General features: G+C 68.5%; 14 protein-coding genes and 1 other RNA gene. 8 read left to right on the forward strand and 7 right to left on the reverse strand.

The window, feature by feature from the left end:
* The first annotated feature begins 8 nt into the window (after positions 1 to 8).
* Positions 9 to 1,328 carry an amino-acid N-acetyltransferase gene (gene argA, locus EV698_RS09300; RefSeq protein ID WP_130503797.1) on the forward strand — a complete coding sequence of 440 codons (1,320 nt, stop codon included), beginning with the start codon at positions 9 to 11 and terminating at the stop codon, positions 1,326 to 1,328.
* Here argA and EV698_RS09305 read toward each other — a convergent pair.
* The 6 genes from EV698_RS09305 to EV698_RS09330 all read right to left on the reverse strand — a co-directional run bounded on the left by EV698_RS09305 (position 1,325) and on the right by EV698_RS09330 (position 4,095).
* A complete protein-coding gene (locus EV698_RS09305) occupies positions 1,325 to 2,266 on the reverse strand; it encodes a glucosaminidase domain-containing protein (protein WP_130503798.1) in 942 nt (313 codons plus the stop codon). The two genes, argA and EV698_RS09305, sit on opposite strands and share 4 nt — an antisense overlap.
* Positions 2,247 to 2,729, reverse strand: coding sequence for an EVE domain-containing protein (locus EV698_RS09310; RefSeq protein ID WP_130503799.1), 483 nt, complete (start codon positions 2,727 to 2,729; stop codon positions 2,247 to 2,249). The genes EV698_RS09305 and EV698_RS09310 overlap by 20 nt, the downstream gene beginning before the upstream one ends.
* Before the next feature lie 42 nt (positions 2,730 to 2,771).
* Positions 2,772 to 3,359 (reverse strand): 5-formyltetrahydrofolate cyclo-ligase, encoded by a 588-nt coding sequence (locus EV698_RS09315; protein WP_130503800.1) that lies wholly within the window; start codon positions 3,357 to 3,359, stop codon positions 2,772 to 2,774.
* Positions 3,346 to 3,533: non-coding RNA, 6S RNA (gene ssrS / locus EV698_RS09320), on the reverse strand. The genes EV698_RS09315 and ssrS overlap by 14 nt, the downstream gene beginning before the upstream one ends.
* 32 nt (positions 3,534 to 3,565) lie before the next feature.
* On the reverse strand, positions 3,566 to 3,880 hold the full coding sequence (locus EV698_RS09325) for a cell division protein ZapA (RefSeq protein WP_130503801.1): 315 nt from the start codon (positions 3,878 to 3,880) through the stop codon (positions 3,566 to 3,568).
* Entirely contained in the window at positions 3,877 to 4,095 is a 219-nt protein-coding gene (locus EV698_RS09330; protein ID WP_239016253.1) for a TIGR02449 family protein, read from the reverse strand. The genes EV698_RS09325 and EV698_RS09330 overlap by 4 nt, the downstream gene beginning before the upstream one ends.
* Before the next feature lie 56 nt (positions 4,096 to 4,151).
* On the opposite strand from EV698_RS09330, the gene EV698_RS09335 reads away from it, so the two are divergent.
* From EV698_RS09335 to EV698_RS09360, 6 genes are read left to right on the forward strand one after another with little or no spacing between them, the layout of a single operon-like run.
* Positions 4,152 to 4,739, forward strand: coding sequence for a UPF0149 family protein (locus tag EV698_RS09335; protein ID WP_239016254.1), 588 nt, complete (start codon positions 4,152 to 4,154; stop codon positions 4,737 to 4,739).
* Positions 4,740 to 4,756: 17 nt separating this feature from the next.
* The gene (locus EV698_RS09340; protein WP_130503804.1) at positions 4,757 to 6,049 is read left to right on the forward strand and encodes an aminopeptidase P N-terminal domain-containing protein; all 1,293 of its coding nucleotides are present in this window, start codon (positions 4,757 to 4,759) and stop codon (positions 6,047 to 6,049) included.
* 22 nt (positions 6,050 to 6,071) lie between these two features.
* Positions 6,072 to 7,337: a 2-octaprenyl-6-methoxyphenyl hydroxylase gene (ubiH, locus tag EV698_RS09345; RefSeq protein WP_130503805.1), complete on the forward strand. Its 1,266-nt coding sequence runs from the start codon at positions 6,072 to 6,074 to the stop codon at positions 7,335 to 7,337.
* Positions 7,334 to 7,726, forward strand: a complete 393-nt coding sequence (gene gcvH / locus EV698_RS09350; protein WP_130503806.1) for a glycine cleavage system protein GcvH — start codon at positions 7,334 to 7,336, stop codon at positions 7,724 to 7,726. The genes ubiH and gcvH overlap by 4 nt, the downstream gene beginning before the upstream one ends.
* Positions 7,727 to 7,739: 13 nt before the next feature.
* Entirely contained in the window at positions 7,740 to 9,524 is a 1,785-nt protein-coding gene (locus tag EV698_RS09355; RefSeq protein WP_130503807.1) for a phospho-sugar mutase, read from the forward strand.
* On the forward strand, positions 9,517 to 10,434 hold the full coding sequence (locus tag EV698_RS09360; RefSeq protein WP_130503808.1) for a Wzz/FepE/Etk N-terminal domain-containing protein: 918 nt from the start codon (positions 9,517 to 9,519) through the stop codon (positions 10,432 to 10,434). The genes EV698_RS09355 and EV698_RS09360 overlap by 8 nt, the downstream gene beginning before the upstream one ends.
* Here EV698_RS09360 and EV698_RS09365 read toward each other — a convergent pair.
* A complete protein-coding gene (locus EV698_RS09365) occupies positions 10,425 to 11,447 on the reverse strand; it encodes an NAD-dependent epimerase (RefSeq protein ID WP_130503809.1) in 1,023 nt (340 codons plus the stop codon). The genes EV698_RS09360 and EV698_RS09365 overlap by 10 nt on opposite strands.
* Before the next feature lie 136 nt (positions 11,448 to 11,583).
* On the opposite strand from EV698_RS09365, the gene rfaH reads away from it, so the two are divergent.
* Positions 11,584 to 12,087 (forward strand): transcription/translation regulatory transformer protein RfaH, encoded by a 504-nt coding sequence (rfaH, locus tag EV698_RS09370; protein WP_420853041.1) that lies wholly within the window; start codon positions 11,584 to 11,586, stop codon positions 12,085 to 12,087.
* The last annotated feature ends 117 nt before the right edge of the window (positions 12,088 to 12,204 follow it).

Consider the following 12,204-nt stretch of genomic DNA (forward strand, 5'->3'; position numbering starts at 1 on the left):
GGCCGACCATGACCGATCGCCTCAACGCCCTGGTGGACTGGTTCCGCCACAGCTCGCCGTTCATCCACGCCCACCGCGGGCGGACGTTCGTGGTGAGCGTCGGCGGCGAGGCACTGAGCGACGGCACCGCCGCGGCACTGGTGCACGACCTGGCGCTGTTGAACGGCCTGGGGATCCGTCTGGTGCTGGTGCCGGGCGCCCGGCCGCAGGTCGAGGAGCGCCTCAACGCCCGCGGTGCGGCGATCCGCTACGTGAACGGGCTGCGGGTGACCGATGCCGAGGCCCTCGGCTGCGTGGTGGATGCCGTGGGCAGTGTCCGGCTCGCCATCGAGGCACTGTTCTCCATGGGGCTCGCCAACTCGCCGATGGCGGGACTGCGTTTGCAGGTGGCGAGCGGCAATTTCGTCACCGCCCGACCGCTCGGTGTCCGCGATGGCGTCGACTACCGGCAGACCGGCGAGGTCCGGCGCATCGATACCGCCGCCATCCGCCAGCGCCTCGACGACGGCGCTCTGGTGCTCCTGAGCCCGCTGGGTGTCTCGCCCACCGGTGAGCAGTTCAACCTCTACGCCGAAGACGTCGCCGTGGCCGCGGCGCGCGGGCTGCAGGCCGACAAGCTGTTGTTCCTCCACGAGGGTGAGGGTCTGGTGACCGCGGCGGGCACGCCGCTGGGCGAGCTGACGGTGGAAGAGGCCCGTGACCGCTTCGAGTCGGCCGCCGGCGATGCCGAGCCCCTCCGCGCCCAGGTCACCCGCGCCATCACCGCCTGTCGGGGCGGGGTGGCCCGGGTGCACCTGCTGCCGCGGCAACGCGACGGCGCCATCCTCGGCGAGCTCTTCACCCGTGATGGCGTCGGCACACTGATTACGCCGCGGGCCTTCGAGCGCCTGCGGCCGGCCTCGGTAGAGGATGTCAGCGGCATCCTGGCGCTGATCGCGCCGCTCGAGGACGACGGCACGCTGGTGCGCCGCACCCGCGAGCGGCTCGAGACCGAGATCGGTGACTTCACGGTGATGGAGCGCGAGGGGACCGTGGTGGCCTGCGCCGCCCTGCATCGCATTGAGGACACGGCCGCGGCGGAGATCGCCTGCCTGGTGGTGCATCCCGACTATCGCGACGGTCACCGCGGCCGCCAGCTCCTCGAGCGGCTGGAGCGCGACGCCGCCGCGGCGGGCCTCGAATCGCTGTTCGTGCTCACCACGCGCACCGCCCACTGGTTCCGCGAGCAGGGCTTCGTCCCGGCGGATGTGGCATCACTACCCGCCGAGCGGCAGGCGTTCTACAACCTGGCGCGCGGTTCCAAGGTGCTGGTCAAGGCGCCCGGTTAGCGCTGCGCGACGCGCTCGGGCAGCTCGGTCAGCCGAACGTTGGCCATGACCCGGTCGAGCCGGTTGGTGGTGATCATGGCGCGCACCTCGTCGACATAGGCCATGCCCCGCTCGGAGTATCGCTCGAGCCCGCCGGCCATCTGCGCCGGGGTCATGTCCCGGCCGGCCTGCCGGGCCCGGGTGCGCAGCGAGCGAAAGCGCTCGTAGGCGTCGTGGCGGTTGAGGTTGTTCAGGTAGCTACGCACCGAGATGCGCAGGGTCTCGAACCGGCGCACGAAATGATCGGCATCGGCGTTACGGTTGCGCGGCGTCATGCCCTGGCTCGCGTCCCAGGTCCACTCGCCGAACAGGTTGTTGCCCTCAAGCGCGAAACGCGACGTGCCCCAGCCGCTCTCCTTGGCCGCCTGCGCCAGCGCCAGTGCCGGCGGAACGGCGTCCACGCGAGCCCGCAGCGTCTGCGCAGTGGCATCGGCCTCGGGATCGGTCTTGACCCCGTACTCGCGGGACAGCTGCGCGAGGACCTCGGTCTGGCGGTCTTCCGGCAGATCGCCGGCGATCGCCGCCATCAACTCCTCGCGCTGGGCCTCGATGCGGGCGTTCTCGGCCAGCACCAGCGGCAGCAGGGTCCGAAAGAACAGCGATTTCTTGACCTCGGTGCGGGTCTCGGCCAGGTCATTGGGGAATGACTGCACGCTCACCGGCGGGACCTGGTCGGCGGGCCAGGCATAACCGGCGTCGGTGAACACGCCTTGCAGGGCCTCGGCGCTGCTGACCTTCACCGGCTGCAGCGGCGGGACGTCACCATCGCTTGCGGCCGTATCGGGCCAGGTCAGCCAGGTTACCGCGATGGCGGCGAGTGTCGCCGTCAGGGGCAGTGCGTCGATGATCGTACGGAGCATGCCGGCCGACGCCGGGTTGTTATCGGTTGTTGTTGCCATCCTGCTTTTCCATGTCGAGGATATGTTGCCACTCCGCCTCGCTCACCGGCATGACCGAGAGCCGGTTGCCGCGCTGGACCAGCCGCATGTCGGCGAGTGCTGGCTCGGCCTTGAGCTCGGTGAGCGAGATCAGGCGATCGAGGTGGCGGATGTAGCGCACATCCACCATCAGCCAGCGCGGGTTGTCCGGATCGCTCTTCGGGTCGAAGTACTTCGCGTCGGGATCGAAGGCGGTGTGGTCGGGATAGGCCTCGCTGACCACCTCCATAACGCCCACGATCCCCGGCACCTTGGTGTTGGAGTGGTAGAAAAACGCCTGGTCGCCAGGCTGGAACCGATCGCGGAACAGGTTGCGGACCTGGTAGTTGCGGATACCGTCCCAGTGCTCGGTGCCGTCGGGTTCGGCGGCGAGATGATCGATGCCATAGACATCCGGTTCGGATTTCATGAGCCAGTAGGCCATTACGCTATCCACCAAAGGCTTGTGATCGGTTGACCGACCAGTCTAACAGAGATGGATTGTGTGATCCGTGACCACCCGGTCCAGGCGCTCGTCCCAGGGATCGTGGGGGATGGCAGGGTGCTGCTGGCCGGCATGGGCCAGGCCCACGCGCAGCGGCCGCCGGCCCCGACCCCGTCCCGCGAGGGTCCGGTCATAGAACCCGCCGCCCCGGCCCAGCCGATGGCCGGCGGCATCGAAGCCCACCAGCGGCATGATCAGCACATCCAGCGCCGCGACCGGGCACACGGGGGCGTCGGGACGGGCCGGCATGCGGATGCCGTATCGGCCGGTGACGAGCGGGGTGGTCGGGCCATAACGACGAAACACCAGTCGCTGCGAGGACTGGATGACCGGCAGGTAGACACGCTTACCCGCCCGCCAGGCGGCGTGGAGGAGCGGCGTGGTATCGATTTCGCCATCGGTGGCGAGGTAGAGCGCGACGTGTCGGGCTCGGCGCCACGGTGGCAGCCGGGTGACACGATGGGCGGCCGTTTCGGCGGCCTTGCGGGCCGCCCGGCCACGGATCCGGCGCCGCCGGGCTCGCAGCTCGCGGCGCAGATCCGTCTTGGTGTCTGAGTGGGTCCCCATCATGCCGTTCGGGCGTCGCCCTTGAACCCTTTGGTTCAGGTCGGGAAGGTCGAATGACGTCTTAGGCTTTCCGCACGCGGCGGACCTGCACACCAACGGCATTACAGCCCCTTCCCTAAGGCGCATGATTGTAGGGTCAAGAATGCATAAGCCCGGTGTCGAACACCACAGGGACCCATTTACAGTTTGCCTTGAGGAAGCGGGCGCGTCTAGCGTCGACGCAACTCGGCGGGGATGTCGACCTGGTCGAGGTAGTCATGGATGCGGGTATCGAGGGCCTGCAGGCGCTCCCCCAGCGATCCGTCGTCGTGGGACTGTGCCTGCGCCTCGAGCAGCTCGTGCATCAGGTTGAGCGCGGTGACGATGGCGATGCGGTCGGTGCCCACCACCCGTCCACCGTCGCGGACTTCGCGCATGCGCGCATCGAGCTGGCGGGCCGACTCGCGCAGCTCGGCCTGCTGGCCCGGCGGCGCGGCCACCATGAAATCGCGGTCGAGAATATTGACCTTGACCGGCTCGCTCATCCGTCCTGCTCCAGGGCCTTCAGCCGGCCGATCATCGCCTCGATGCGGGCGCGGGCGGTCTCGTTTTTCTCGAGCAGGGCGGCGCGCTCGGCGTTGAGGGATTCCTGGGTGCGCAGCAGCACGCGATTCTCGTCACGCAGCTGCTCGCAGAGCTGGATCAACCGCTCCACGCGCCGTTCGAGCCGGTCCGCCTGTTCGTTAACGGAATCAACCACTTGTCCCATCCCCTTCAACTGCCGCTGAGTCTAGCAGCAATGCTAGACTAATGCCCATGAATGAATCCGAACGCTATACCGATGTGGTCGCGGCGCTGGCGGGCGTCGAGGCCGAGATTTCCGCCGCCGAGGCGCAGGGCATGCTCTGCGGGCTTTTCTGCAGTCCCGAGACGCCCGACACGGCGCAGTGGATTGCCCAGGTGCTGGATGGCCTGTCGCCCAAGGGCGAGCCGGCCCGCGAGGTGCTCGAGACGCTGAGCGCGCTCTACCAGGACACCCGCGACCGGCTCGAGAACGACAGCCTCGAGTTCGAGCCGCTGCTGCCCGATGACGATGCCCCCATCGGCGAGCGCGCCGCGGCGCTGGGTCACTGGTGCGAGGGCTTCCTGTTCGGGATCGGCGTGGCGGGCAGCCACGACCCGGCGAAGCTGCCGCGCGAGGCCAACGAGGTGATCAACGACCTCACCGAGATCGCGCGCATCGACGCGGACGCCGAGTTCGACGAGGACAACGAGATCGCCTATACCGAGCTGGTGGAATACCTGCGCGCGGCGACCCTGCTGGTGCGCGAGCACACGGCGCTGCCCTCCTCGGCCCAGCCGGTGGAGGCCGGGGATCGCGCCGACCCCGATGTACTGCATTGACCCGGGATACAGCCGCCATGGACACCATTGAATACGCCCGTCGCCGCGATGCCCTGATGGAGCGGATGGGCGATGACGCCATCGCCGTGATCGCCGGGGCCGGCGAGCACCCGCGCAATCGCGACGTCGACTACCCGTTCCGCCAGGACAGCGACTTCCGCTACCTGACCGGCTTTATCGAGCCCGACGCCGTCGCCGTGCTGGCGCCGGGCCGGGCCGAGGGCGCGTTCATCCTGTTCTCGCGTGAGCGGGATCCGCTGCGCGAGACCTGGCAGGGCCGCACCATCGGTCAGGATGCCGCGCAGTCGGAGTACGGCGCCGATGCCGCCTACCCCATCGACGAGCTCGACGAGGTCATGCCCGGGCTGCTGGCCGACCGGTTATCGCTCTACTGCGCGCTGGGCGCCGACGACACGTTCGACCAGCGCCTCATCGCCTGGGTCAACGACGCCCGCTCGCGTTGGGGTGCGCGTGCGCCCCAGGCCTATGCGGCCATCGAGCCGCTGCTGCATGCCGAGCGCCTGGTCAAATCCCCCGCCGAGATCGAGCAGATGGGCGCCGCGGCTCGGATCTCCGCCGCCGCGCATCGCCGGTTGATGGCCAACCTGCGCCCGGGCATGCGGGAGTACGAGGTCGAGGCGGAACTGCTCTACGAATTCCGCCGTCACAACGGCGAGCCGGCCTACCCGATCATCGCCGGCGGCGGGGCCAATGCCTGCGTGCTGCATTACATCGCCAACCAGGCCGAGTTGCGCGACGGCGATCTGATCCTGGTGGATGCCGGGATCGAGCGGGCGGGCTATGCCGCCGACATCACTCGGACCGTCCCGGTGAACGGGCGCTTCAGTGCCGATCAGCAGGCCATCTACGAGGTGGTGCTCGCCGCCCAGCACGCGGCCCTCGAACGGGTCGCGCCGGGCGAGAGCTTCAACGCCGCCCACGAGGCCGCCACCCGCGTGCTGGTGACGGGCATGGTGGATCTGGGGCTGCTCGAGGGCGGCGTCGATGACCTGATCGAGTCCGGCGACTACCGGCGCTATTTCATGCATCGCACCGGGCACTGGCTGGGGATGGACGTCCACGACGTCGGGCCTTATAAGGTCGATGGTGACTGGCGCCTGCTGCAGCCGGGCATGGTGGTAACGGTGGAGCCGGGGCTCTATATCCCGCCGGGCAGCCCGGTGGACGAGCGCTGGCAGGGCATTGGCATTCGCATCGAGGACGACTGCGTGGTGACCCATGACGGTCACGAGAACCTGACCGAGGCGGTGCCCAAGACCGTCGATGCCATCGAAGCGGCGATGGCCTGAACCCGGAGGAGGCTTGAGCGCCATGGCGTCTGACAACGCGAGTGAGGATCATCGATTCGATGTGGTGATTGCCGGCGGTGGGCTCGTCGGCGCGAGCCTGGCCGTCGCGCTGCGAGACAGCGGCCTGACGGTGGCGGTGGTGGAGCCGGTGGAGGCCCGGTCCGACCAGCAGCCGAGCTTTGACGAGCGCCACACCGCGCTGGCGCCCACCTCGCGACGGTTCTTCACCAACCTCGGGCTCTGGCCCGCCATCGAGCCGGGGGTGGAGCCGATCGAGCAGATCCACGTCTCCGATCGCGGCCATGGCGGCTTTACCCGCCTCACCGCCGAGGCCGAGGGCCTGCCGGCGCTGGGCCACGTGGCGCCCAACCGGGTGCTGGGCCAGGCGTTGCGACCGGCGATGGAGGCGGCGGCGACACTGTTCTGCCCGGCGCGCATTATCGATAGCCACGCGCAGTACGCCGCCGATGACAACGATGACGCCGCGCGACTGATTGGCCGCAAGGTGCGCATCGCCACCGATAGCGGCGAGACGACGCTCACCACGCGGCTACTGGTGGTGGCGGACGGCGTGCACTCCACCACCCGCGCGGCGCTCGGTATCGACACCCGCGAGCGCGACTACGGCCAGAGCGCGGTCATCGCCAACGTCCGCGCCGAGCGGCCGCACAAAGGCATGGCCTACGAGCGCTTCACCCCCGAGGGGCCGCTCGCCGTGCTGCCGGCGGCGGGGGGGCGTGTGTCCATCGTCTGGCCGCTGCCCACCGAGACCGCCGAATGGATGGCCTGGGAGACCTCCGATGCCACCTTCCTGGCGCGGTTGCAGGCGACGTTTGGCTGGCGACTGGGCAAGCTGGAGGCGGTGGGCAAGCGGTCGCTCTACCCGCTGGCGGCGGTAACGGCGACGGAATTCGCGACCGACCGGGCCGTGGTGCTGGGCAATGCCGCCCATGCGCTGCACCCGGTGGGCGGCCAGGGGCTCAACCTGGCGCTGCGCGATGTCGCGGCGCTCGCCGAGGCGCTTGGCGGGGCCACCGATCCGGGTGACGCGGATCTGCTATCCGCCTATGCCCAGTCCCGCGAGGGCGATTACCGGCGCACCTACGCCTTCACCGACGGCCTGGTGCGTCTATTCAGCAATGATTCGCTGGCGCTGGCGGCGATCCGTAACATCGGCCTGACGGCGCTGGACCTGATCCCGCCGGCACGGCGGCTTTTAATGAAACAGGGGACGGGGGCGGCCGGCAATGTCCCGCCGCTGTGCCAGGACCAGGAGGCAACATCATGAGCGAGATTCCCGCCGATCTGCGGTATGCCACCACCCACGAATGGGTGCGCGACGACGGTGACGGTGTCATCACCGTCGGCATCACCGATCACGCCCAGGCCGAGCTCGGTGACCTGGTCTTCGTCCAGCTGCCCGGCGAGGAGGGCGCCGTCGAGGCCGGGGCCGCCTGCGCCGTGGTGGAGTCGGTGAAGACCGCCTCGGATATCCACGCGCCGGTGGACGGCGAGATCATCGCCACCCACGACGACGTGGCCGATGATCCGGAGCAGGTCAACACCGATCCCTACGGCGAGGGCTGGCTCTTTACGATGCGCATGGTGGACGACGCCTCGCTGGGTGAGCTGCTGGATGCCGACGGCTACGCCGAACTGATCGACGACGACGCGTAAGAGGGAGCAAGCCATGACCACGGAGGGGGGGAATAGCGGCGACCTGCTCACGCGGGCCCGGGCCTGGCGGGATGCCGATCCCGATCCGGCGACGCGGGCCGAGCTGGATGCGCGGATCGAGCAGGGCGACGTGCGCGACTGCTTCGAGCCGCCGCTGGGGTTCGGGACCGCCGGCCTGCGCGGCCTGAAGGGCCCCGGCCCGGCGCACATGAACCATCGCCTCATCCAGCGGGTGACGGCGGTGCTGGCGGACCTGCTGCGCGCCGAGGTGCCGGATGCCGCCGAGCGCGGCGTGGTGATCGGGTATGACGCCCGGCATGGCTCCGCCGAGCTGGCGGAGACGGCGGCGCAGACCATCGCCGGCGCCGGGCTGGGCGTGCACGTGTTCGATACCTATGCGCCGACGCCGCTGGTGGCCTTCGCCGCGCTGGAGCTGAATGCGACGGCGGGGCTGGTGCTGACGGCCAGCCACAACCCGCCGGAGTACCTGGGCTACAAGGTCTATGGCGCGCGGGCGGTACAGATCGTCCCGCCCACCGACGAGCGCATCGCCCAGGCCCTGGGGGCCCTGCCCGCTGGGGTCGAGATCCCGCAGCTGGATGCCGAGGCGGCCGCTGCGAGTGATCGCTGCCCTTACTGGCGGATGCACGGCGATGAGCTGCGATCGACCTACCGTGCGGCCATTGCCCGGCCGTCGTCGACGGAGACCCCGCTGCGGGTGGCCTACAGCGCCATGCACGGCGTCGCCGGTGATCTGGTTCGGGACGTCCTGGCCCAGCAGGGCGGGATTGAGCTCGTGGAGGTCGACGAGCAGGCGGCACCGGACGGGGATTTCCCCACCGTGCGCTTCCCCAACCCCGAGGAGCCCGGCGCGCTGGATCGCCTGACCGCTCGTGCCGCGGAGGTGGGTGCGGACCTGGCCCTGGCCACCGACCCCGATGGCGATCGGCTGGCGGTGGCGCTCGCCGACGAGCAGGGCGAGTGGCAGGTGCTGATGGGGGATCAGACCGGGGTGCTGATTGCCGATGCGCTGATGGACCAGGCCGTGAACGGTGGCGAGGACAACGATCAGCCGGCGCATAGCCGGCCGTTCGTGATGAACACGGTGGTCAGTTCGCGGCTGCTGGGCCGCGTGGCGGATTATTATGGCGTGGACTGCGAGCAGACCCTGACCGGGTTCAAGTGGCTGTGGAACCGGGCGCTGGAGCGCGAGACCGAGGGCGATCATTTCCTGTTCGCCTACGAGGACGCCATCGGCTTTTGCCCGACGCGCCGGGTGCGCGACAAGGATGGCATCGCCACGGCCGTGGTGGTCACCGAGATGGCGCGCGCGGCCAAGACCGCCGGGACGACGCTGTATGCGCAGCTGCAGGCGATCTACCAGCGCCACGGCCTGTCGGTGAACCGGCAGGTCAGCATCAAGCTCAGCGGCGATGACGCCCGTGATCGCATGAACGAGCGGCTGCAGGCCCTGAGGCAGACACCGCCCATCGAGGTCGCCGGACTGGCCGTCACGCGCATCCACGACTACCAGACCGCCCAACGTCACGCCCCGGATGGTAGCGATGCCGAACCCATCCCGCTGCCGGCGACGGACCTGGTCCAGCTAGACCTGGCGGGCCGCGAGGGGACCTATCACGTGAGCATTCGCCCGAGCGGCACCGAGCCCAAGCTCAAGATTTACCTCGAGTACCTGGGGGCGCCGGCGAGTGCCGATCTGGCGGGGGAAAGCCAGGAGGCGGATGGGCAGTTGGAGCGGATCGGGCAGGATCTGGAAAGGAAGTTGACCAATGAATGACTATAGGGCCCCCGTGCCGGCCGATGACGAGATCAGCCTGTTCGAACTCTGGGATGTGCTTGTCCGACGCCGCAGGACGATCATCGTCGTGTTCATCCTGGCCTTCGGGATTACCGCGGGCTATGGCCTGCTCAAGGAGCCTGTTCACCGGCTGACCGCGGTGATGGATGTCGGCCGGATCCCGAACCTACCGGATAATCCGACGACCTCCATCGATCCCTCGGACGCCGTGGCCCCGCTGGAAGCGGCGGGTTCGGTGGTGACCCGACTCAACGAGGTGTTGATTCCCCGGGTTCGGGAGGAGAACTCGGCGACGATGGCCGGATTGCCGGCCGTGAACGCCGGAGTCGCGGACAGCCGCGCCGGACTGATCCGCCTCACCGCCGAGGCCCCCGACAGTGTCACTGAGGACACGCAGACCCTCATGACACGGATCCTGGATGTGAGCGTCTCGGACTACCGCTCCCAGTGGCAGGCACAGTCGCGTTGGCTGGAGGATCGGATCGACTCCCTCGAGCGGCGGGAGGCCGCCATCAACAGCCGAATGCCCGCAGGCAATCGCGGTGCGATGGATGAGGCGCTGGGGCTGACCGGTGAGGAAGGCGAAGCCGCCGGTACCCAGGTGATGCACGACCTGATCACGACGGCCATCAATTACCGTTCCGAGGCCTACCGCTGGGATCTCGACGACGAGCTATCGGCGCTGCGGATGGCGTCTTCACAGATGGCCGGCCCGCGGATTGAGCGCGAGCCTGCCGTATCGGAGAGCGGCATTGGTGCGAGTACCAGCCTGTTGCTCGCTCTCGGCGCCGTCCTCGGCCTGATGCTGGGCGTGTTCGCGGCGTTCATCCGCGAATTCCTGTTCAATGCCCGCCAGTACCGCGAGCAGCCGGACGCCGATCAGACCTGATAGTAGTCCCGATACCACTCCACAAAGCGGCGCACGCCCTCTTCCACCGGTGTTGAGGGCTGGTAGCCGACGGCCTGTTTGAGGTCGTCGGCGCTGGCCCAGGTGTCGGGTACGTCGCCGGCCTGTAGCGGCAGCATCTCCATCTCGGCCTTTTTGCCCAGGCATTCCTCGAGCACGCGGATATAGTCGAGCAGCTGGACCGGCTGGTTGTTGCCGATGTTGAACAGCCGCCAGGGCGCCTGGCTGGTGGCGGGATCGGGGGCGTCGCTGCGCCAGTCCGGGTTGCCGGCGGCGACGTCGTCGCAGGCGCGGATCACGCCCTCGGCGATGTCCTCGACGAAGGTGAAGTCGCGCTGGTGGTGGCCGTGGTTGAACACCTGGATGGGCTCGCCGGCGAGGATCTTGCGGGTAAACAGGAACAGCGCCATGTCCGGCCGGCCCCAGGGCCCGTAGACCGTGAAGAACCGCAGCCCCGTGCAGGGCAGGCCGAACAGGTGGGCGTAGCTGTGGGCCATCAGCTCGTTGGCGCGCTTGGTGGCGCCGTAGATGGCGAGCGGATGGTCGGCCGGCTCGTGCTCGGTAAAGGGCATGTGGGTATTGGCGCCGTACACCGAGCTGGTGGAGGCGTAGACCAGGTGCTGGACGTCGTTGTAGCGACAGCCCTCGAGCACATTCAGAAAGCCGGTGACGTTGCTGTCGACATAGGCCTGGGGGTTGTCGAGGGAATAGCGCACCCCGGCCTGGGCGGCCAGGCTGATCACTCGGTCGAAGCCCTCGTCGGCGAACAGGGCCCGCATGGCGTCGGCATCGGCCAGGTCCATGCGGTGGAAGCGGAACCGGCCGGGGCCGTCGCCCTCGCGGGTCATCAGCCGGGCCAGGCGCGCCTCCTTGAGGCTGACGTCGTAGTAGTCGTTGACGTTATCCAGCCCCACCACGGTATCGCCGCGGGCAAGGAGCTGTTCGCAGGTGTGATAGCCGATGAATCCGGCGGCGCCGGTGACAAGTACCTTCATGGCTGCAGACGATACCGGGTGACGGCGCCGGGAGCCAGTTCGACGGAGGCCCCCTCCACGTGGAGGGGTTGCCATGCGCTACCCCATCCCGGCACTTTATGTCGCATACTTGTTCACGGATTGAACGCATCGGAGGGTGACGTTGAAGCACTGGTATGCCATCTACTGCAAGCCGCGCGAGGACGAGCGCGCCGAGCTGCACCTGGGTCTGCAGGATTTCGAGGTGTTCCGCCCGAAGCATCGGGTGCGACGCAAGCGCCCCGGCGGTATGGCGACGCTGATCGAATCGCTGTTCCCGCGTTATCTGTTCATCCATCTGGATGACATCGCTGAGAACTGGGCACCGATCCGCTCAACCCGCGGGGTGGCGGGCATGGTGCGCTGGGGCGGCCACGCCCCGCCGGTGCCGAATCACGTGGTGGAGTGCCTGCAGCGGAACGTCGACGAGGTGGGCTGCATCCCCACGCCGCCGTCGGATTACAAGCCGGGCGACCGGGTGCGCATCCTGGAGGGGCCGTTCGCCGGGCTGGAGGGCCTGTTCTACCGCCGGCGCGATGACGAGCGCATCATGCTGCTCATGGAGATCATGAAACAGCCGCAGAAGATGACGGTGTCGGAGTCGATGGTGGCGAGGGCGTGAGGGAGACGAGGCCTTCTGATTGACTGGATGTTGTGGGGTCCATCACACTTCGCGGAAATTGGATTTGGGCGCTGATTCGCTAAAGAGGGCGGGGTCGGTATCGGCGGTAGCGTGTCT

Source organism: Spiribacter vilamensis, assembly GCF_004217415.1.
Taxonomy (GTDB): Bacteria; Pseudomonadota; Gammaproteobacteria; order Nitrococcales; family Nitrococcaceae; genus Spiribacter; species Spiribacter vilamensis.

What these genes read in the sequence shown, in the direction of transcription:
- argA (WP_130503797.1), top strand. Translation starts at nt 9, where the DNA reads ATGACCGATCGCCTCAACGCCCTGGTGGACTGGTTCCGCCACAGCTCG.
- EV698_RS09305 (WP_130503798.1), bottom strand. Translation starts at nt 2,266, where the DNA reads ATGGCAACAACAACCGATAACAACCCGGCGTCGGCCGGCATGCTCCGT.
- EV698_RS09310 (WP_130503799.1), bottom strand. Translation starts at nt 2,729, where the DNA reads ATGGCCTACTGGCTCATGAAATCCGAACCGGATGTCTATGGCATCGAT.
- EV698_RS09315 (WP_130503800.1), bottom strand. Translation starts at nt 3,359, where the DNA reads ATGATGGGGACCCACTCAGACACCAAGACGGATCTGCGCCGCGAGCTG.
- EV698_RS09325 (WP_130503801.1), bottom strand. Translation starts at nt 3,880, where the DNA reads ATGAGCGAGCCGGTCAAGGTCAATATTCTCGACCGCGATTTCATGGTG.
- EV698_RS09335 (WP_239016254.1), top strand. Translation starts at nt 4,152, where the DNA reads ATGAATGAATCCGAACGCTATACCGATGTGGTCGCGGCGCTGGCGGGC.
- EV698_RS09340 (WP_130503804.1), top strand. Translation starts at nt 4,757, where the DNA reads ATGGACACCATTGAATACGCCCGTCGCCGCGATGCCCTGATGGAGCGG.
- ubiH (WP_130503805.1), top strand. Translation starts at nt 6,072, where the DNA reads ATGGCGTCTGACAACGCGAGTGAGGATCATCGATTCGATGTGGTGATT.
- gcvH (WP_130503806.1), top strand. Translation starts at nt 7,334, where the DNA reads ATGAGCGAGATTCCCGCCGATCTGCGGTATGCCACCACCCACGAATGG.
- EV698_RS09355 (WP_130503807.1), top strand. Translation starts at nt 7,740, where the DNA reads ATGACCACGGAGGGGGGGAATAGCGGCGACCTGCTCACGCGGGCCCGG.
- EV698_RS09360 (WP_130503808.1), top strand. Translation starts at nt 9,517, where the DNA reads ATGAATGACTATAGGGCCCCCGTGCCGGCCGATGACGAGATCAGCCTG.
- EV698_RS09365 (WP_130503809.1), bottom strand. Translation starts at nt 11,447, where the DNA reads ATGAAGGTACTTGTCACCGGCGCCGCCGGATTCATCGGCTATCACACC.